The 19,980-nt window shown below is 42.6% G+C and carries 19 protein-coding genes and 1 pseudogene; 17 read left to right on the forward strand and 3 right to left on the reverse strand.

Annotated elements, in window-relative coordinates; genetic code table 11:
- The first annotated feature begins 9 nt into the window (after positions 1-9).
- From B7360_RS14385 to rmf, 4 genes are all read left to right on the forward strand, one after another.
- Entirely contained in the window at positions 10-252 is a 243-nt protein-coding gene (locus B7360_RS14385; RefSeq protein ID WP_074190119.1) for a glutaredoxin family protein, read from the forward strand.
- Entirely contained in the window at positions 230-2,149 is a 1,920-nt protein-coding gene (locus tag B7360_RS14390; RefSeq protein ID WP_085343825.1) for an ABC transporter ATP-binding protein, read from the forward strand. The genes B7360_RS14385 and B7360_RS14390 overlap by 23 nt, the downstream gene beginning before the upstream one ends.
- 7 nt (positions 2,150-2,156) lie before the next feature.
- Positions 2,157-3,890 (forward strand): DUF3466 family protein, encoded by a 1,734-nt coding sequence (locus tag B7360_RS14395; protein WP_085343826.1) that lies wholly within the window; start codon positions 2,157-2,159, stop codon positions 3,888-3,890.
- 181 nt (positions 3,891-4,071) lie between these two features.
- The gene (gene rmf, locus B7360_RS14400; RefSeq protein ID WP_005377453.1) at positions 4,072-4,245 is read left to right on the forward strand and encodes a ribosome modulation factor; all 174 of its coding nucleotides are present in this window, start codon (positions 4,072-4,074) and stop codon (positions 4,243-4,245) included.
- 120 nt (positions 4,246-4,365) lie between these two features.
- Here rmf and fabA read toward each other — a convergent pair whose 3' ends face one another.
- Both fabA and B7360_RS14410 read right to left on the reverse strand, forming a co-directional pair.
- Complete coding sequence (gene fabA / locus B7360_RS14405; RefSeq protein ID WP_005396499.1) at positions 4,366-4,884, reverse strand: bifunctional 3-hydroxydecanoyl-ACP dehydratase/trans-2-decenoyl-ACP isomerase; 519 nt, start codon at positions 4,882-4,884, stop codon at positions 4,366-4,368.
- A gap of 70 nt (positions 4,885-4,954) precedes the next feature.
- On the reverse strand, positions 4,955-6,595 hold the full coding sequence (locus B7360_RS14410) for a Lon protease family protein (RefSeq protein ID WP_053807435.1): 1,641 nt from the start codon (positions 6,593-6,595) through the stop codon (positions 4,955-4,957).
- A 210-nt stretch (positions 6,596-6,805) separates the two neighbouring features.
- On the opposite strand from B7360_RS14410, the gene matP reads away from it, so the two are divergent.
- The 4 genes and pseudogenes from matP to B7360_RS14430 all read left to right on the forward strand — a co-directional run.
- Positions 6,806-7,255: a macrodomain Ter protein MatP gene (gene matP, locus B7360_RS14415; protein ID WP_005396497.1), complete on the forward strand. Its 450-nt coding sequence runs from the start codon at positions 6,806-6,808 to the stop codon at positions 7,253-7,255.
- A gap of 15 nt (positions 7,256-7,270) precedes the next feature.
- A complete protein-coding gene (locus B7360_RS14420; RefSeq protein WP_005396496.1) occupies positions 7,271-7,582 on the forward strand; it encodes a DUF3634 family protein in 312 nt (103 codons plus the stop codon).
- A 114-nt stretch (positions 7,583-7,696) separates the two neighbouring features.
- Positions 7,697-8,020, forward strand: a complete 324-nt coding sequence (locus tag B7360_RS14425) for a hypothetical protein (protein ID WP_048626405.1) — start codon at positions 7,697-7,699, stop codon at positions 8,018-8,020.
- 130 nt (positions 8,021-8,150) lie between these two features.
- A pseudogene (locus tag B7360_RS14430) lies at positions 8,151-8,315 on the forward strand (DUF3693 domain-containing protein); the annotation flags it as partial.
- Between the two features lie 556 nt (positions 8,316-8,871).
- On the opposite strand, the gene B7360_RS14435 reads toward B7360_RS14430, so the two are convergent.
- Positions 8,872-9,300: a helix-turn-helix domain-containing protein gene (locus tag B7360_RS14435; protein ID WP_139046062.1), complete on the reverse strand. Its 429-nt coding sequence runs from the start codon at positions 9,298-9,300 to the stop codon at positions 8,872-8,874.
- A gap of 89 nt (positions 9,301-9,389) precedes the next feature.
- On the opposite strand from B7360_RS14435, the gene B7360_RS14440 reads away from it, so the two are divergent.
- From B7360_RS14440 to B7360_RS14485, 9 genes are all read left to right on the forward strand, one after another.
- Positions 9,390-10,532 carry a phage/plasmid replication protein, II/X family gene (locus B7360_RS14440; RefSeq protein WP_062887417.1) on the forward strand — a complete coding sequence of 381 codons (1,143 nt, stop codon included), beginning with the start codon at positions 9,390-9,392 and terminating at the stop codon, positions 10,530-10,532.
- A 24-nt stretch (positions 10,533-10,556) separates the two neighbouring features.
- A complete protein-coding gene (locus B7360_RS14445; RefSeq protein WP_062887419.1) occupies positions 10,557-10,838 on the forward strand; it encodes a single-stranded DNA-binding protein in 282 nt (93 codons plus the stop codon).
- Positions 10,839-11,116: 278 nt separating this feature from the next.
- Positions 11,117-11,341 carry a hypothetical protein gene (locus B7360_RS14455; RefSeq protein WP_062887423.1) on the forward strand — a complete coding sequence of 75 codons (225 nt, stop codon included), beginning with the start codon at positions 11,117-11,119 and terminating at the stop codon, positions 11,339-11,341.
- A gap of 331 nt (positions 11,342-11,672) precedes the next feature.
- Entirely contained in the window at positions 11,673-13,199 is a 1,527-nt protein-coding gene (locus tag B7360_RS14460; RefSeq protein ID WP_085343829.1) for a site-specific integrase, read from the forward strand.
- A complete protein-coding gene (locus tag B7360_RS14465; protein ID WP_085343830.1) occupies positions 13,186-14,823 on the forward strand; it encodes a site-specific integrase in 1,638 nt (545 codons plus the stop codon). The genes B7360_RS14460 and B7360_RS14465 overlap by 14 nt, the downstream gene beginning before the upstream one ends.
- A gap of 1 nt (position 14,824) precedes the next feature.
- Positions 14,825-17,347 (forward strand): hypothetical protein, encoded by a 2,523-nt coding sequence (locus B7360_RS14470; protein WP_085343831.1) that lies wholly within the window; start codon positions 14,825-14,827, stop codon positions 17,345-17,347.
- On the forward strand, positions 17,344-17,802 hold the full coding sequence (locus B7360_RS14475; protein WP_025796163.1) for a hypothetical protein: 459 nt from the start codon (positions 17,344-17,346) through the stop codon (positions 17,800-17,802). The genes B7360_RS14470 and B7360_RS14475 overlap by 4 nt, the downstream gene beginning before the upstream one ends.
- A gap of 7 nt (positions 17,803-17,809) precedes the next feature.
- Positions 17,810-18,235 carry a hypothetical protein gene (locus B7360_RS14480; RefSeq protein ID WP_085343832.1) on the forward strand — a complete coding sequence of 142 codons (426 nt, stop codon included), beginning with the start codon at positions 17,810-17,812 and terminating at the stop codon, positions 18,233-18,235.
- The coding region (locus tag B7360_RS14485) for an AAA family ATPase (protein WP_085343833.1) at positions 18,235-19,980 on the forward strand (1,746 nt) is incomplete at its 3' end. The genes B7360_RS14480 and B7360_RS14485, both read left to right, overlap by 1 nt.

Raw genomic sequence — 19,980 nt, forward strand, 5'->3', positions numbered from 1 at the left:
GATTAATACGTGCTGATATTGTATAGCACGGAGGGATGCCATCTTTGTGAGATGGCATTTGCTCTAGTAGACCAAATTGGTTTGGCCGAGCAAACAGATATCATTGATATTGCGTTCGATGATGCACTGTTTTCTCGTTACGGCGTCACAATACCCGTATTAAAGTATCAAGATTCTGAGTTGAACTGGCCGTTTGACTTAGAACAACTCACACATTGGTTGGATAATAATGGCATTACTTACCATTCATAACGCACAACTTGCATTTGGTGACCACCCATTGCTGGACAAAGCGGAGTTCGCTCTTCAAGAAAACGAACGCGTTTGTTTAGTGGGTCGCAACGGAGCAGGTAAGTCCACGTTAATGAAAGTGCTTGCCGGCGACATTTTGTTGGACGACGGCAAGATTCAAATCACTCAAGACGTCGTTGTTTCTCGACTTGAACAAGATCCACCGCGTAATCAAGAGGGTACGGTTTACGAATACGTATCTGGCGGTTTGGCTGAAATCGGCGAACAACTGAAGATCTATCACGATCTTCTCGATCTTGTTGCTCAAGACCCGAGTGAGAAAAACATCAACCGTTTAGCCAAGGTTCAAGAGCAACTTGACCATTCTAATGCTTGGCGTTTTGATGACCGTGTTAAGAACGTACTTGGTGCTTTAAAACTAAGTCCAGAAACTAAACTGACCGATTTATCCGGTGGTTGGCAACGTAAAGCCGCTTTAGCTCGCGCGCTGGTTTGTGACCCTGATGTATTACTTCTTGATGAGCCAACAAACCATCTTGATGTAACAACTATCGAATGGTTAGAGAACTTCTTAAAAGACTTCAAAGGCTCGATCATCTTTATTTCTCACGACCGTGCGTTCATCAAATCAATGGCAACACGCATTGTTGATTTAGATCGCGGGCAATTAGCTTCTTTCCCAGGTGATTACGACAACTACCTAGAAGAAAAAGAAGAGATGCTCCGCGTTGAAGAAATGCAGAATGCTGAATTCGACAAAAAGCTTGCTCAAGAGGAAGTTTGGATTCGGCAGGGCATTAAAGCACGCCGAACTCGAAATGAAGGTCGTGTACGCGCATTGAAGAAACTTCGTGAAGAGCGTCGCGATCGCCGGGATGTCCAAGGCAAAGTTAACCTTAATATCGATGATGCTTCACGTTCAGGGAAAATTGTATTTGAAGCAGAAAACATATCTTTTGCTTACGAAGGCAAGACAATCGTCGACAACTTTAGCTTTAACATTATGCGCGGTGACCGTATTGCACTTATCGGACCAAATGGCTGCGGTAAGAGTACGGTACTTAAATTGCTATTAGGGCAATTGGAAGCGCAGTCTGGTCGTTTACACTGCGGAACAAAATTAGAAGTCGCGTACTTTGATCAGTACCGAGAGATTTTGGATCCAGAAAAGACAGTGATCGATAACTTAGCGGATGGGAAACAAGAAGTAATGGTTGGGGGACGTCAGCGTCATGCGTTGAGTTATCTTCAAGACTTCTTATTTGCACCTAAGCGCGCAAGAACCCCGGTTAAGGCGCTCTCTGGTGGTGAGAAAAACCGATTACTGCTAGCTCGTATCTTGTTGAAACCAAACAACTTACTTATTCTTGATGAACCAACCAACGATTTGGATATCGAAACGTTGGAACTTTTAGAAGAAATGCTTGCCAACTATCAGGGCACATTGCTTTTAGTTAGCCACGACCGAGAGTTTGTTGATAATACCGTTACCACAAGCTGGATCTTCGAAGGAAACGGAGTGATTGAAGAGTTTGTTGGTGGTTATCACGATGCAAGACAGCAGCGTGAGCAGGTATTGGCGGTTCGTCAAGCGGTTGAAAAGCCAGCGAAAAAAGAAAAAGTGGTTGAGGAAACTCCCAAAACAACTCAACCTAAGAACAACTCGAAGAAGTTATCGTATAAGCTGCAAAGAGAATTAGAAGCTCTACCAGCTAAACTAGAACAATTAGAGTCGGATATCGAGAGCCTTCAGGAGCAAGTGAACGATCCAGAGTTCTTTGCTAAACCTGTAGAGCAAACTCAGCCGGTATTGGAACAGCTTGCTGCGCTAGAGCAGGAGTTGGAAAACGCATTCGAGAGATGGGAAGAACTCGAAGCAATGCAACAGGATAGTTAAGAATTCAATGAATTGTAGTAATAAATTCAAATTGACCGCCATTGCGATGATGGTTGGTACCACAATGAACGCACAGGCGGCATTGTATCAAGTGGTTGAGGTTTCACCTCAGGATCATGGTTCAAACGGTGACTACCAAACGGCTTACGGTGTTGCAATTCAGCAAGGTGATGCGGGTACAGATCCTTCAACAGGTTCCCCTTTCGCTTTGGGCTGCTTTGATGCGGCAGCAAACTGTACACCAGACCAATTTAAGCTTGCGATGGAAACTCGCACAACACCTATTTCAGCAACACAAGCCGTGGATGGAAATAGCTATCGTGAGGAAATTCCATTTGGATTGGACGCGGGCTTTTATTACATCCAAGAACTCAAAGATTTTGAACGTTACTGTTATAACCAGCTTCGCTATTCTACTTGTGACTCTTGGGCTTCTGTAAACTGGACCCCATGGAACAAAGAGCGTAGTAAAGACTTTACTTCTAATGCGTTAGCATTTGTAGAAGGCGATTCTGCTGCTTATAAAAATGAATATAACAATGTTATCAATCAGCTTACCGAAGATGGTGCAGCTGTCGGTAATCAAAGTAAAGTCAACAGTGAAAACAAGTCGACACTGGAAACAAGAAATACAGTCGTAGCACCTATTGAACCAAATTTTGTTACAGGTGATAACGACGCAAGCGTTGTGCAAAGCCACGCTTGGAAAACCGATGGCACTTTTACCGTTGGTAGTGTATCTCGAACAGCAAGCAATACCAATGGCGCTCACCACACATCGAAAGCAGCCATTTGGGATCAAAGTGGAACCGTCAGTGAGTTGGCTTGGCCAAGTGGCACATCTAAAGACGGAGAAAGACTGGCTCAAGGAAGCATGCGTGACCTTGTCACAGATGGAACAACGGTTTACGGCGTGGGTTACAACACATACAGTGATGATAACTATCTGAATGCTACTGTTTTTGTCGGAACCCTAGAGGCAGAAGGTAGCGTTGAAAACGCAACTTGGAAAAACAAAGTTGTTGTAGGAGCGAGACAGCGTGAGGGCGATGATACGGTTCATACAAACTCACGATTAACCGATGTTAACTCAAATTTTGTTGCTATTGGTGAAGCAAAACGTTCGGGCGGATACTTAATGCCAACGGGCTCTGCTCCGAATCGTCTCTTTATCGTAAATGATGTTCGTAAGGATTCTATTAACGCTTTTTACCCAAGTACCGGAATTTTCTTCAGCGGTGCGGGCGGTAAGATGGGCGGGATCAACGCTTACAATGAAATTGTCGGACAACTTGATGCGGAAACGACGCGTGAAGACGATGGTAAGCCACGTCGTAAGCGCGGTTTTATCTACCCATATAGTGTAGGTGGTGAGACTAGTGAACGCGCTTCAACACTATTTAATGGAAAAGCTTGGTTCCTAGATAGTTTGACTAATGGCGGTGACTACTCTGAACAAAACAACCAGTTCCGTATTCTTGACGCAACCGATATCAACGATGCAGGTGTGATTTCTGGTACCGCGATGAAATGTGCTGGCGGTTACAGTACAACAGCAAACAATGCGACATGTAGTTCTGATGAGCAAATCGTAGCTGTAAAATTGGTGCCTATTGCAGGTGCGACTGAGAAGGACATTGTGTCTCGAAGCGTTGACTCAACGACAACAGAGCGTCAAGGTGCAGGCCTTGGTTGGTTAGCTTTGACCATGCTTGGATTGTTTGGGTTCCGTAGAAAATAGTCAAAAATCGTCAGTAATTTTTAAATCAAGCAGAGGCTCACACATTTGAGCCTCTGCTTTTTTTATGCCTTGAGAAATCACTCAACTTGATCGATTCTTATAAGTGGAGTCATAAAAACTCCATCAAAGTTTCACAATAACAGCTGTACGTTAGTAAATGGACCTGTATGAGGAATTAACTATGAAGAGACAAAAGCGTGATCGCCTAGAACGAGCTCAATCTCAAGGCTATAAAGCTGGGTTGAATGGAAGGTCTCAAGAGGCTTGCCCATATCAACAAGTTGATGCTCGGTCGTATTGGTTAGGTGGTTGGCGTGATGCCAGAGATGAAAGACAATCTGGTCTCTACAAATAAACTCTCCACATACAAAAAGAAGGATTCGAAAGGGCTCTACGGAGCCTTTTCTACATTTATAGACTAGGCAAACAAAAAGGCCCCTAAATAGGAGCCTTTATAAATCGATTAAAGTCGTGATTAGAAGTTTGAAGTGTCTTGGAACAAACCAACTTTCAAATCTTTCGCAACGTAGATTTCTTTGCCATCTACGCATACACGACCGTCAGCCAAACCCATTACTAGTTTACGATTTACGACGCGTTTCATATGGATTTCGTAGGTTACTTTTTTCGCCGTCGGTAGGATTTGGCCTGTAAACTTCACTTCACCAACACCTAGAGCGCGACCTTTACCTTTACCGCCAACCCAGCCAAGGAAGAAGCCAACAAGTTGCCACATCGCGTCAAGGCCAAGGCAGCCAGGCATTACTGGATCACCAGGGAAGTGGCAATCAAAGAACCACAAATCTGGAGTAATATCCAATTCCGCCAAGATCAAACCTTTACCAAAATCGCCCTCTGTCTCAGACATTTTAGTAATACGATCCATCATTAGCATGTTTGGCGCAGGAAGCTGAGGGTAACCAGGCCCAAACAGTTCCCCTTGGCTAGAAGCAAGTAGATCGTCACGGTTATAAGAATCACGTTTGTTTTGCATTATCAATTACTCCAATTTTTGATAGCTGCATCTTAGTGAACACGTGTACGCTAAACAACTCCGATCAGTACTAGACAAACCAGTTTTTGATGCGCTGCACAATTCCTTCTGGATGCTCATGTCTTTCAAAGTTTTCAATACGTTCCGCTATTTTGCCAATAATGCTCTCGTCTTCGCCTCTAAAAGGTTTATTCATAACAATCGGAATAGCTTCATCTACCGTAGAGACGGACCAAATATGGAACTCACCATTTTTAATGCTTTCTATTACATCTTTATGTAATGCAAGGTGTTTAAGGTTTGATTTCGGCATGACAACGCCTTGATTTCCCGTAAAACCCTGATGTTTACAAACCTGATAAAAACCTTCAATTTTCTCGTTCAAGCCACCGACTGCTTGCACTCGACCAAACTGATCGACGGCTCCTGTAACCGCAACTTGTTGATTAATTGGAGATTCAGATAACGCACTCACCAAGCAACAAAGTTCTGCGAGAGATGCGCTGTCACCGTCAACTTCACTATAAGACTGTTCAAATACAATTGAGGCAGAGTAAGGCAGTGGTTCATCCAGTTTTAGAGCAGAGCTTAAGAAAGCTTGCATAATCATCATGCCTTTCGCATGTAGATTGCCTCCAAGCTCAGCTTTGCGCTCAACATCGGAAACATCGCCATCACCAAAGTGAATTACACACGATATTCTGGCAGGCTCACCATAGCTGACAGGGTGTCCAGCCATATCGATGACGGTTAGGCCATTGATTTGGCCAACTTGCTCCCCAGTTGTCTCAATGATGACTTGTCCATCTAAAATATCGTACACGGCACGCTGAGGAAGATAGGATTCGCGGTAATACTTGTCGTCAATCGCTTTATCTAATGACTCGTAATCTAATGTTTGGCCATCACTGAACTGGCTGGCAAGTGTTAGAAGTTGAGAATGCCACATTACACCTAACGGCAAATAATGTTGATCTTCAGTAAATCTCATACCAGCTAGCAATAGTCTTCTAAAGCCACATTCCGTTAAATGAGGCAGCTGATATTGAGAACATATCCAGTTCACCAAACCAAAGTAATCTGTCAAATTCTGCTCTGACAAATGAATATCTTCTTCAACTTCGGTATACATGGCAAAGCCTGAACAAAAGTCCTCGTCGATATATTCTAGCTCTGCTAACTGACTTCTTTCCCCAGTTACAATCAGTTTTACATCATAAGCTTTAGATGGCGGTACTGAAGTAGGTAAGCGAGTAGGGCTTAGGTTCAGTGGCTCGATAAGGTTTTGTTGAATTGCAGACTTTATATTCGGCCAAAGTCCCGGGTTAGCCAGAATGAGATTAGCAGGTACAATCAAATAACCGTCGTCAGCTTGTGAAATCAAGCCAGGTTGGAAGGCAATATCACCACTTACATCAACACTGTAACGGTCAAATAAACGTTTGGCATCAAGTGATTCCGACAAAACAATCGCAGCGTTAGAATGACTCTGAAGAGCTTTACTGATGAACTCTCTATAGACAGAATTATCGACGCAGTTAATGAGTAGCACGCGTGTCAATCCCGACATTTTGGAAAAGCGAGATATCGTTGCCGACATCCTCGGTTGAAGATCAGTAAAAGACTTCTTTGGTAACGAAGGTGCAGACTTTAAAAGTGCTTCGTACTGCTCAAGTGAAGGTGTTACGTCTTGCCAATTAAGTTGGTTCATTAAAATTCATCGTAATTCAATCTTGCCGACATTATAACGAAATGGACTATAACACCCTAGCACCAATTTGGTTCGCTCACGGCATTCAACACTCAATGAACAATACTTAGACAAATGAGTGATCAACATCGATACTTCTAAGAGTTTTATTTGCCCAAGTAAATTATCTGGGTTACGCTGTCACTAGGTTATGTTTATGGGTCGGAATAAATGAAATATCAGCAGCTTGAGAATCTAGAGTGTGGGTGGAAATGGAAGTATCTCATCAAGAAATGGAAAGATGGTGAAGCGATTACCCGACATATTGATACAAGTGAAGCAGATGCCGCGGTTGCAGAGCTAAAACGCCTTGAACATGAGCCTACACTTGTCTTGGCTTGGATAGAAAACCACATGTCAGAAGAGTTAGACAATAAACTCAAGCAGGCTATCCGAGCGAAACGGAAACGCCACTTTAATGCAGAGCAAGTCCATACAAAGAAAAAATCCATTGATTTAGATTACCGAGTTTGGGAAAAGCTTTCTAGTAGAGCAAACGAGCTCGGTTGTACATTATCTGACGCAATTGAATATCTACTTTCTGAAGCATCGAGAAGTGAGAAAGCGAGTCAAAAAGTTACCTCAATCAAAGAGGATTTGAGTAAATTGCTATCTAGCTAGGATAGGGAGTGCCAAATGTTATATGTAATCTTAATTGCTGCCATTGTGATCTTTTGGTTGATCGCAGTTGATAGACCAGTGCTAAAAGTAAAGTTTGATAACGGCCATATCAGTAACGTAAAAGGGCATCTACCACCTTCTTTCAAACATAACTTACAAGATATTAGTGAACATAATCCGTTTAGTGGTGAAATGAAGGTATATAGCCAACGAACCGGCATGCGCTTGAGCTTCTCCAAGGACGTTCCCAAAAAAATCCAACAGCGGATTCGCAACGTTTTTCCGCATCAAGGTTTCAAAGCGAGCAAAGGCAAGAAGCGAGCTTAATTACATATCAGTTACTTAATCGTGTTAAATGGGACGCAATATAGCGTCCCATTTTCGTATCTATAGAAAAATTATTTATCATTGATTAATCAATAAGATAAACGGGCTTAAATTATGCGATACGTTGTAACTTTAATGTTCTTACTCTTCGTAAGCACTCCAGCTTTGTCTGACGACTCGGAAACGAATCCATTGGCTAAAAAGATTAAAACTAAGATTCAAAGGAAAGCAGACAATAAATTTGATGACTACCAAGGTTATTGTGATGTCATGATAGAGATGGAACACAAAGGTAAAAAAGCAGTAATAAAAAGAGTAACCAGTAGTGGTGACAAAAAAGTTTGTCGGTATGTGAAATCCAACTTGAGGAAAGGAAAACGCTATCGTTATAAATATCCAGAAAAGTATATTCGGCTTCATATAGCCACAGGTTCGTGATTTCAATGTTGATTAGAAGCATCGGGCAGCAAGAGCGCAAAGCTTTCAGACTCGATGAACTAGATGAAAATGAAGTGGCTCTCGTGTAATTGGCTGGGAATGCAGGCTAGGTGAGATAAACCAATCAACTCGAAATGATAATCTGCAGATAAAATCAGTATGGGAAGGAATTGCAAAAAAGTTTAATGGGCTTGGATTGTCAGGAATCTCAATGGCTTGCACTGGATTGGCCTTAGTGATTTCAAGTCCACAGGAACCACTATTACAGTGCGCATTATATTCGTGTTTATGTTGAGTGGTTTGCCAACGGCCTAGAACGCGCAAAGGGTGGGCGAAAGACTTTCTCATTGTCGCAGCTTGCTGCGTACATGACAGGAAAGAGAATCGCTTTGAAGAGATAGCCCGTAACATAAAAAGCGTATAATGCGAATTAAGAAAGAAATGACATACCAATTACTCGGTATGTCATTTTTTTTACGTACTAGCCCCGCAGGGATAAGGGCGTCCACTTCAGTTCTTAGGGAATGACTCGTCCAAACGCCCGAAAAGTAGGGAACTTGTTCCCGTAGCTCCCCTCAATGAAACCGCAAAACATCCCTTCATCCTGCCAGAATCAGCCTTGCAGAGCCTTTCAGCACCAAAGGCGTTTAATCCCACTGGAACGCTCTAAAACTTCCATTTCGACGACGATAAGGAACAGAGGAGAAGAGAGAGGGAGCGCAAAGCGGGGAGGAAGCGAGAGCGCCACGGTGTGCGCTCTCTCTACTTAGCTTTCATTTATTTCATGGCCAAAACCTACCGCGAAGCGGTTCGGGTTCCTGTTACACCCGAACTAACTCCGGAATTCCGGACTATTTTGCCTTTTTCATTTCTTCCGTTTTACCTTCAAAAATGGATATTCCTAAAAGAGTATTGTGCTCGATGAGATGCTGTAAGCTCTTAGCAATACAGTATTTATCGATCACTGCCAATAGATGATCTTTGTCCTCATCTGGCAGACCTTGGATCCTTTCAAGAGCAACTGACATTATTGCGTCAATGCTTGTCTCTTCCATATCCATTAGTAGTGCATTGGGTGTGCAGTTTAGTGCTCGTGTTAGCGCGTATATGGTACTTAACTTGGGGTCTGTTTCATTTCTTTCGATTTTTGAAATTTGACCAAATCTTATACCACACTTGTTAGCCAGGTCTCCTTGAGTCCAGCCTTTGTCACGTCGTAATCTTTTTAAGTTTTCGCCTATAGACATAATAAAATCGCATTTTTTATCTTGTGAACTCAATTTTAACCCTATATATTTATCGCTCAGGATAAATTGATTCTATGGGATTAGTCATTTTTATTCCATAAGACTATTGACAGGGTTTTCACTTGTACTTTATTGACCAACTTTTCATGCAACAAGATCACCCAGAAGGCGGACTTCCTTTGGTTGGCACGCATGTTATTGAGCGTGTTGATATGGAAAGTGGTGAGAAGCTCCCTCCAAGTGTGAATCAGAAAATTCTAGAAGGCTCTTACAGCACAAAATTAACTATTCGCTGTAATGGCAATCGCGTCCGTGTTGAAGGAAACCCTTCGAGATGGCAGCGTATGGATAATTTATTTGGTTTAAAAACACTTGATGAATGTGTATCCATCTATAACCACATATTAGCAAAATATGATTTACCTCCGTTTACTAAAAACACTCGTCTCCATCATCGCCAAACGGCTGAAAGAAAATCTTCTTGCCTTGTTGGTGATGGTGCTGAGATTACGCTTATTGACTGGACTCGTAATCACATGGTGGGGCGAGGGCGCGAAGCTTCATTTATTCGAGGAATGTCTTCGGTGCAAATTGGTCGCGGGCGTGAACCAAAGCTTTATCCAAATGGCATGACTTGTAACTGGGGTGAAGCTTCTGAATGGATGATGGATAAGCTTTACTGCAAGGCATTTGAATTAAAAGAGCATTTAAAAAAAGACAAGCGCAAAAAGAAAGGAGTTACAACAGAGCAACTTAATTATATCAATCAGCTAATTTCATATTGTGAAGAGCAAGGCGTAGTACGAGAAGAGCACAGCTTAAGACAGAAGTTATTGAAAAGACATAATTTACAATTTTACGGCTTAGTAGACGAACAAGACTTTTATGCACATTTGAATGATATCGAGAACGCTATGAACACACTGCACGCAACACATGATGAGCACCAATCTATTGCACACCAATTACTATCTTCTGGTGCTGTAGACACTTTACGACAGGCCAATACAACAATGAGTTATTTCACAATGTGGCAGCATGGTACTGATTTAAGAGACATCCTAAAAGACAGTCAATTTTATCAACATAAAGCTCGCCTAAAGCAAATTGGTATCGATATCTCTCGTCCTTTCGATGTTTCTCGGATGTGTCCTACATTGAAGCGTTCAGAGGTCATTGAGGTTGCTCCATTGCCAGTCCCAGACTGGTATCAAATGCCACAAGTTACCCAGTCAAACATTTTACCTTTCAGAGCAGTCGCTTAAATCAACTTTAATAAGGGCATTAACATGTTGAAAATTGAAATTTTTAAAGAGGATGAAAGACTCATTACTCGAACCATTCCTGGTAGAGAAGGGAAAGCGCCTAGAACTATTTACGAACAAACAGCATATGCATATTTGGGTGGTAAATTTCCCGTAGAGATGAAGTTATCTTTAGATGAAGGACAACCGCCATATGTCGCAGGAGATTACACAGTTCATAGTTCTAGTTATGTTGTTAATAACTTCGGTGGCCTTGAATTAAAGCGATTTGGTTTACTTATTTCTCCTATGGAGGCCGAACTATGATTTTGAACCTTCCTAAGAGAGCTATCCCATATAAAGGCGGCGTCGCTATGGTTAGCCGCGAAGATGATCCAGCGTATCAATGTACGTCTTGCTATAAGCCATTTTTTCAAGATGAAGTGACTGTTACCGCATATTTGACTCATATTGAGTGCCCAAATTGTTGTTCATCTTTACGAGAGATTACAGACTCTAAGCCACTAATCACTGAATAGAATTAAGCCCGTAACTGGTTGGACAGCTACGGGCTTTCACCACAACCAACTACTGGAGAGTTGATTATGACTATCAAAGAATACACGTTAACTGATTTAGAATCTAAGCTTAATGAAATTTCAAATATCTCGATGTTCTTAGGGACTGGCGATTGCCCAAAGGAAATTGCATCAAATTTACATGAACACATGAATGATGAGATTGAAAAGCTTCAAGGGATGTTAAGCTTTATGCGGTTATATCCAGAGATTAAAGCTCAAGAACTCAAGCAGACAACGGCCCATGCCTAATACCTTAGTGCGCATTATATGTGTTATGTTAAATATCCCCGTTTTATTCCTAGATTCACGAGAGACCAATAATCAATAAGTTAAGCCCTGCCTTCTACTCTTTACAGAAAACTGTTTTGCGTTTACGCTGAGTTCATGAACTTGTGTTCTGGGTTTAGTGTCAAGTTCATAAGTGTATTTAACAGTATTCGGATTTACCATAAAATCCTTAATAGTTAGTTAATCATCTCGCGATGATTAACTAACTATTAAAAACATGGTTAACCTTAGCACTGCATCGTTTCATCTAAATGTGTTCACAGAAACCAACTAAAAGGATTTTTGAACGACTATGAGCTATAGCCTTGCCCACACGAAACGTAATGGACAGCACCTAAAACTGGTTGTTGATGATGTCACGACGCTGCCGTCTCTGTTCTTGACGATTTATACGATTACTAAACTCACAAAGAGATCGCTTGGAACTCAAACCAACTCACTTAAAGCATTGCGCTTCTTCTACGAATTCTATGAAAGAAAGTACGGTTGTACCTTTGATGGTGCGTTCCTAGATGCCAATTACTATATTGAATCATTCCTGAAAGAAGTTGATCTCTTCTTTGATTATCTCTTATCAAAACAACACATTGATGGTTCTTCTTCATACATTTCCGTTAGCCCTATTTCTAAATCAGCTTCAGCAAAGGAAGCGTATGTGGCTTATGTTCATGTGATCACGCGCTACTTTAAGTTCCTGAATGACAGATACACATGCATGGATTATCAAAATTGCTCTCCGCTCGATGCCTCGGTGATGCATCGTGAAATAGAGAAGAAGATCAAGCAAATCACAAAGGAATACTCTTCAATGGAGGTGGATTCGAATTCTTCAACAACACGATACAAGAGCCTAACAGAGCAACAAGCACTGCTGTTAGATAATATGCTTTTGCCATCAACTGAAGAGTTTGTAGATGCGGATACTGGTGAGGTTTACCCAGCAGTGATAAACCCTCAGAACCCTTTTTCAAGTCAATTTGAGCAATTCCGCAACTACATTATTCACAGACTGCTGTTTCAGTACGGACTGAGGATCGGTGAGTGTTTGCTTCTTTCGCTGGAATCGTTCGGGCCAACGCTACCTGACCAAAAAGGTGAACGTTCTTATATCCTTCTAGTCCAGAACCTACCCGATGGAGTTGATGACCCTCGGGCAAATCCTCCCTCAATTAAAACAAAGGGTTCTCAACGAAAAATTAAATTAGACCCTAGTGACTACACGATGCTCACTATCTACTGCGAAAAGAGATCCGCCCTCTTTGAATCTAAGCCAGAGGCAACTGACTATGGCGTTCTTTTCATTGGATCGCGTGGTGATTTAGCTCCCCTAACCTATGATGCCGTCAACTCCTACTATCGAAAAATTGATAGCGCATTTATAAAAGAGCACCCGTACTTCAGAACGACATCAGAGGTTAATATCGAATCTATGCCTCAGATCACTCCCCATGTAGGCAGACATACGTGGGCTTATATAACGCTGGAGTTCATCTATAACGAGCTGTTTATTGAAGAGCTAGAGTTGAAGCGAGACTATGGCGTTAGAGCAAGAATGAAGGGGCTACTAGACGTTGCGGCTGACAAGTTGAGAGTCCTTGGTGGGTGGAGCCTCACGAGTAAAATGCCAATAAGGTATGCCAATCGATTCATTGAGAAAGTAGCAAATGAAAGCAACACTAGGCGAACGGATATGGTAACGAAGCGCTCCCAAATGCCATTGACCTCAACGAAAGACGCACTTCTGAGTTCAAATAAGGAAAGTGCTATTAATAACGACTACGACGACAACGGATTTGGAGATTTTGATGAGTTCCAATAATGTAACGCCACTCAATTTTCGCGCAGCCGACGATACCCCTTTTTCTTCGGAGCAACTAACGTGGATCAGCGAACTTGAATTACCAAAGCGTGTATTCCTCAAAGGTGCTGACAGAACTGATGATAATACCTTAACGTTGGACGAGGATTGGCGTTGTTATTTTTCAGGTGGGGAACGTTATATTGGATTCGAAAGCTCTCCAATATTCTCTGAGCTTGGTAGCATCAAAGTAAGATTGATAAAGTTCGTCGCTGTCTGTTACCTTCGGGAGCACAGCCCAACGAATTTACCTACGATGTGTTACTCCCTAGCCCATTATTTTAGGGAGTGTGAGCATTTCACTAAAGTCACCTTTTTAGCACATCTTGAGCACTTGGCTACTCGAATTAATGAGTCTAAGAGTAAAACTAATAAGGATTTTTATCCTATCCTGTATGCTTTAAGGGCGCTTGATCGTGATGGATTCTTTAACAGTACAGATGATTCAAAACAAGATCTTGAAGACCAACTGCTTTTTGTCCCTCGCCCTCAATCTGATACTTTCGGGATTTATCAAAATCTTGATAATGTGATTCCATTAGAAGTGTGCGCGATGATTCAGGATGGTATTACTCGTTGGGCATCCAAGTTGACGCCTAGCCTGAAAAGTAAAGCAGAAATTGAAGCGCACCTAAGCATTATCAAAGCCAAAGTCAGCCTCGATTCACTTCGTGATTGCGTTATTCTTGGTCTGACCTATTACACTGGCGGTAGACCTGTACAACTTGCAAAACTTTATGCCAGCGATATACATCTGGACACCAAAAATGAAGCTGGTAATCGCTATTCTCTCCTGCTCCCGTTCGCAAAAAAATCAAAAAAGAACCCACACCCAATATTGATTGCACTCCCCGATGAATTGGGTAAGTTAATCAAGCTTTATATTCGGTTGGCTAAAATCAGTCCTGAAGAACCGTTATTTCCAAAGTCGAAGTCAACAACAAAAGCTGCAAGTGATGCTATACAAAGAATGCTATTTCGCTTTTCTCCTCAAGAAACGAAAGACGCAGTTAATGAAGGGCTATTAGAGCTTCCACGCTATACATCGACCCTTTTCAGACATAATGTCGGACACTCAATGGCAATGAGTGGCGCGAGTGCTACTGACATTGCCTACATCTTAGGACACAGCAATGATACGGTAGCTTCTCGCTACATAGCTGTGACGCCTGATATCGCTGATATTCGAGAGCAAGCATTAGGACGCAACCCCGTATTCAAGAACATGATGGCTTTGATGCTCACAGGGAACCTTGTTCATAGTGAAAACTGGGATGGCCGTCGAGTAGCAGGCTCTATTGGAGGCATCCTACATACGCACATTGGTGGGTGTGGCTATGAAGAGCCAATATGCCCATTCAGTCAAGGGCGAGCCTGTCATGGCTGTATTTACTTCCACCCGTTCCTCGATGGATTACATAAGGAAGTGTATGACGCATTTGGTCGAGAAGTTGACGAGCTGATAAAGATAACTGTAGATGCCAACCTTCACAAGCACCCTCTCGGCAATGACTTAATCCGCCGCCAAAGAAATGTGGCTAATGTGATCAGCCGAATAGAAAACTATCAGGGAGCGAGAAAGTAATATGCTTGATGTGAGCAAGAATGTTGATGCCTTTATAAGCAAGAACCGCGAGAAATTCCGTGAGAAAGCAATAGAGGCAAACGTTGAGAATGTATTTCTATGGGAATTGGATAGCTGGACGTATGGTAAATCAGGCTACGCATGGCTTAAGGGTGCAAATAAGGGAAAACTAGCCTTTACCCATATCTCACGAATAAAGGGCGTCGAAAAAATGGATGTCGCCCCCATATATCAAAATTTCATGAGAGCAATGTTGGTTGAGACACTAACCATGAGCGGCAATAGTACCCCTGCGGGGGCTGTGTTTCAGCAAGAAATATTAGTAATGAAGCGTTGGTACGCTGAACTTGTTAAAGCTACTGGGCAATCCCACCCTATGTATCTAACATCAGACATTATCCACGCCGCCATGGACACTCACGCTGAATGTGGAGCAGCGTCAACGGCTGTTAGTGATTATGCTGATAAAGCAGTTGCGCTAGCAAAAGTGCTGAGTGCAAAATCGCTAACGTTAACCACGCTTAACGTGCAGAACCAACACCCTACGCGAAATACGTCAGTCGATGTTACTGATCTAGATCCTTTAAAAACTGAGGATGAACACTTAATTTCGATTAAGGCGTTCATGTCCATTATTGAGCTGATTTATCTAGCCGAGAATGACGAAGATAAAGTGCTGTTAATGAGCTTGCTTTTGCTACTAATCACAGGTCTTCGTTTCCAAGAATTGCAGAACTTGAAAACTGATTGCCTTGTTAGGCGAGAAATAACTGACCCCGATAAACTGCAATATGCCAAGGATATGGGCTTCCCTGATTATTACCTAGGCATTGACTACATCGGCGCAAAGAAGGCAGGCAAACGCATACATTGGCTAGCCCCTTCAACCTACCCTGTTATTGAAATGATATTTGAGAGGGTCAAGGAACTAACCAACAAACAACGCGCACTGTTAATTTACTATCGAGAGTCTGATTTCACCTACTTTCTGCCTGACGCTATCCGTGAATTGCCAGAAGATGAAGTTGAATCTAGAGAACTGGTTGGTCATGTTGTTGATGGGACTGGCGGTGCCAGAAATGCCATCGTTAGAAGTATTCAGACATCATTCAAAACCTATGCTGGACACGAGCCGACTAGAATTCACGAGGTACACAAGCAACTCAAACACTACTTCTACACAAAAACTCAGGTTAATGATTACATCGTCGCTGTTTATTCAAGTTTATACAACTTCGAACAAGAGCACCGAGGGGTTCATACCTATAACGACAATGGTACATTGTTGAACTTTAACTACGAAGAATTACTGTTCATTTCTCCCTATGGCATGGGAAATCTGGTTAATGACTTCCGTCATTTATCGGTAATCACCCCGCTACAGGAAAACACTCTCAAAAAATGGCTCGGCAACACGCAGGGTTCTACATCCATTTTCTCCTTATTTGGACTGACGGAAGACGATGGTTCAGAGATACGAGTCGCTAAACACACCCCTCGCCATAACATAAATACGTTTTTAGCGATTGCTGGCGTAACAGACCACTTACAGGCGATCTTAATGGGGAGAGTAGACGTCACGCAGAACAAACATTATCAGCATGGGGTTGAATCTCTTGAATATAGAGCAGCAGCCATAGCAATGGTTGCTCTGGAGAAGACCTTTCATGCCAAGAAAGATGTATTCACTGAAGATGATCAAATGTCGCTTTTCGACACGCCAGTTGAGCACTCTCTAGTCGTACAAGGCACTGATAAGTCAGAAGTAACTCAGCGTATGGCTGCATACGCAAAAGCCAACCGCACTCGAACTGGTGTTGAAGCCGTTAAGAGTACGGCGAGTATGATTGTCTCAAAAGACTTATCCACCGAGGCCAACCTAAAGCGAGCAATGCAAACATATGGCGCAAGCAGCGAAGAAATGGCGAAGTATGTTGGTGATTCGATGTCAGAAAGCTTCATGCCTGAACTAAAAGAAGCTCACGATAAGCTCATTAATAACAAGCAAGAACAGGAAGCTAAACGCCTACTTGAACGTCACGCTCGGATTTACCCGCTTGTTTTTGGGGCATGTACTAGAGACGTAGCTAGATTCGGTTGCCCTTTTGCAATGCGATGTCAGGAAGGATTACCTTGTGGTTATTTCACGCTTTCTGGTCGAATGGGAGAAACAGAAGAAGTTATCTCTCGACTAGAACGCAAACAAAAAGAAGTAGAAACACTAAGAGAGTTGGTCTCGACTAATCCAGCCTTTCAACTCGCTCTTGATGAGCAAGAGCAGTCATTATTGTTATATGAAGCGCTGAAAAATAAAGCTCTCAAGTCACTACAAGAGTCAGAAATCGTGTCCCTGTTAAGTGACGACCCACAAAACCCATTCGCTCACCTTTTAAAGACAATCAGAGATCAGGATCTCGTAGGTAAAACGCCAAAAACCTTGGCAGACCTTTTCTACATTGAGCAAAAACGAATGGAGCGTGATGCCGCTAAGGGAATTGAGGATAAAAGGAGCGAAACACAATGAGAGAGAAACGCTTAGCTGGAAAAGAGCTTGACCAGTACATCCAGAATGAACTGCTGATGATGATTCGAGAAGGCTTAGAGAAGTCCCCTATTCAGCCATCTACTGTACACGCTCGACTTGTGTCGAGAGGAATTATCAAAGGCGGCCTGAGTACCTTGAGTGTGCCTCACCGCAAGAAAATGATTGAGGAGGCAAAGCAACGTCAGCACAACACCAGTGAATTCACTGATGAAGAGCATGAAAATTTCTCAAAAGGTCGAGTATCGAAAGCCTATGTCCAAAAAGCAGAGCGGTACAAGCAAGAGTTGGATGAGTTCAAAGAAAAATATGAGCGGAACGTGCTAGCGGTAGCAGACATAGTTCATTACGTCGATTCCGTTACACCCATGAAAGTAGAGGAAGTTCTGGGTGAATATTTAGTTAGAGAGCTAGCGATGGCTAAAAAACGAGGGTAACGACGTCATGAAAAAGACACCTGCTGAAGTCAATGTAGAAAAACTTGAAGCGTGGATAGCAAAACAAACGGATCAAGATATCAAGGAGCTAATCTACCGAGGTTCAATCAATAAGGGAGCCGTTGCCGCTCAGTCAGGTGTAAACAAGCGTGCCATAACGGGTCAAAACCAACGAGCAACCAAGATTTTTAATGACTGGGAAGAGTCTTGTAGAGAAAGAAACTTACTGCCAAAACCAACAAGCTCAGTCAGTACTCAACCTAAAGGTGACGCGCACCAAGCTTTTGAGTACCAAGACCCTAAAGATGCTGAGATTGCCAGATTAAATCGCGAAGTCAGTCGCCTAAAAGAGCAGCTATACCAACAGGAAATCATGATGAAGCGATACGACGAATTTAAAGATGTCCTGTACAGTCGGGGGTTCTACTCATAATGAACCTACCGAAAAAAATTGTCATGTATTTCCGAGTCACTTACGTGCAACACAATAATAAAAAAGATAAGTGTTTCATTAGAGGTGCTGTTAGTAAACGAAAGTCCAGAAATACATACAGTGTTCTATCTAGCGTCAAAATAAACACCACATGCACTGGGTTGCCTTCAATTCCTGCTAAAGGCGAATACTGGAAAGTTATCGGGGAAGCAGAGCGTTACCTTGAAGACCATGATGGATTTAGTAGGCATATTTTTGAATTTAATGCGCCTACTGCGCTTGAGTTTCAAATCCCCAACACCTTAGAAGAAGTGAAGGACTTTGTTGCCAAATCGAGTGACTTTCAAGGCATCGGAACGGTCAGACTCTTTAATGTTTGGGATAAATATGGTGATACCGAAGCCATGAATATCATTCTTCGAGGGGATATAGAGAAGCTCGTTGCGGTTGAATTGGTCTCTGAGGAAGACGCTCGAACACTAGTGGAAGGCTTCAAAAAATACACTAATCTGAAATATGCCAAATGGTTTGCCGAGCACCGTATCCCGCCATTTGTACAGCAGAACTACTTCAAAATGTCGGCAGTTATAGAGGATGAGCAAACAGGTGCAAAAAAGGGACTACCAACACCTCCAGAGGTAATTTCAGATAACCCCTACCACCTTACTACTCTGGGTATGTCTTTCCGCTCTGTAGATCAGCTTGCCCTCACTGTATTTGAGAAACAACTTGATGACCCGAATCGCCTCGTGTGCGCTGTAAACCAAATTCTTAATGAACAGGTTGTTCCAAGAGGTCATACATTTGGCACTCATAACCAGATATTCCCATATCTAGAAGCCCTGCTAGAGTCTAGGGAATTAGCTGCGCTGGCATTAATGCAGTCGGAGCAACTATTAAACTTCAAGCTTGGCGATGATGGTAACTACCACCACGGTGCGCTGTATATAATGCAAGGCATTATTGCTGAGCGTATAAGTACACTCGTCAATCGTAAATCGAACTGGTGTGATTTCACTTACCCCAGAGCAATCAATCTTGCCTTTAAGCAACTCCCTTTTCCCTTAGTGCCAAAACAAGTTGAAGCCGTCTATTCTGCCCTAGAGCATGAAATCTCCATTATCTCTGGAGGCGCAGGAACAGGAAAAACTACGGTGCTACGAACTATATTAAGAGCCTTTTCAGAACTGAAGTACAACATACACGGCATTGCTCTTTCAGGGAGAGCGGCGCTTAGACTCCATCAGTCGATAGGTTTCCCAACTAAAACTATTACTAGATTCCTAAATGACGAAGAACTAGAGAGCGTTGATTCGGCAGGTGAAGAGATTAAGCACCTCGTGGTTATAGATGAAGCCTCTATGGTTGATGTGCCATACATGAGCCAAATTATCTTACACTGCTGTCCTAATGTGAGATTCCTTATTGTGGGCGATCATGAGCAACTCGCTCCTATTGGTGCTGGCAAAGTTCTGTATGATCTCATTAAGTCTGGGCTGGTTCCTTTTGTTGAGTTAGACCAAGTGCAACGCCAAGATGAAAGCACAGGGATTCCAGAGTATTCTAGGGTAGTAAGGTCTGGTCAGATCCCTCAATCCCTGTCGAATAAGAGTGTTCACTTTCATGAATGCGATGAGCAAGACATCGTAGACAAATGTATTGAAATCTATCGCCGCAATCGCTCTAACAGCCAGATGGTCTCAGCCACAAGGAAAACAACCTTTGAGCTGAATAGTAAGTGCCAA

Origin of the sequence: Vibrio sp. ArtGut-C1, from assembly GCF_002105475.1 — a bacterium.
Lineage (GTDB): Bacteria > Pseudomonadota > Gammaproteobacteria > Enterobacterales > Vibrionaceae > Vibrio > Vibrio diabolicus.

Excerpts from the sequence above, each read along its gene's own strand:
- B7360_RS14390 (WP_085343825.1), top strand. The coding sequence starts at position 230 with ATGGCATTACTTACCATTCATAACGCACAACTTGCATTTGGTGACCAC.
- B7360_RS14395 (WP_085343826.1), top strand. The coding sequence starts at position 2,157 with ATGAATTGTAGTAATAAATTCAAATTGACCGCCATTGCGATGATGGTT.
- rmf (WP_005377453.1), top strand. The coding sequence starts at position 4,072 with ATGAAGAGACAAAAGCGTGATCGCCTAGAACGAGCTCAATCTCAAGGC.
- fabA (WP_005396499.1), bottom strand. The coding sequence starts at position 4,884 with ATGCAAAACAAACGTGATTCTTATAACCGTGACGATCTACTTGCTTCT.
- B7360_RS14410 (WP_053807435.1), bottom strand. The coding sequence starts at position 6,595 with ATGAACCAACTTAATTGGCAAGACGTAACACCTTCACTTGAGCAGTAC.
- matP (WP_005396497.1), top strand. The coding sequence starts at position 6,806 with ATGAAATATCAGCAGCTTGAGAATCTAGAGTGTGGGTGGAAATGGAAG.
- B7360_RS14420 (WP_005396496.1), top strand. The coding sequence starts at position 7,271 with ATGTTATATGTAATCTTAATTGCTGCCATTGTGATCTTTTGGTTGATC.
- B7360_RS14425 (WP_048626405.1), top strand. The coding sequence starts at position 7,697 with ATGCGATACGTTGTAACTTTAATGTTCTTACTCTTCGTAAGCACTCCA.
- B7360_RS14445 (WP_062887419.1), top strand. The coding sequence starts at position 10,557 with ATGTTGAAAATTGAAATTTTTAAAGAGGATGAAAGACTCATTACTCGA.
- B7360_RS14455 (WP_062887423.1), top strand. The coding sequence starts at position 11,117 with ATGACTATCAAAGAATACACGTTAACTGATTTAGAATCTAAGCTTAAT.
- B7360_RS14460 (WP_085343829.1), top strand. The coding sequence starts at position 11,673 with ATGAGCTATAGCCTTGCCCACACGAAACGTAATGGACAGCACCTAAAA.
- B7360_RS14465 (WP_085343830.1), top strand. The coding sequence starts at position 13,186 with ATGAGTTCCAATAATGTAACGCCACTCAATTTTCGCGCAGCCGACGAT.
- B7360_RS14470 (WP_085343831.1), top strand. The coding sequence starts at position 14,825 with ATGCTTGATGTGAGCAAGAATGTTGATGCCTTTATAAGCAAGAACCGC.
- B7360_RS14475 (WP_025796163.1), top strand. The coding sequence starts at position 17,344 with ATGAGAGAGAAACGCTTAGCTGGAAAAGAGCTTGACCAGTACATCCAG.
- B7360_RS14480 (WP_085343832.1), top strand. The coding sequence starts at position 17,810 with ATGAAAAAGACACCTGCTGAAGTCAATGTAGAAAAACTTGAAGCGTGG.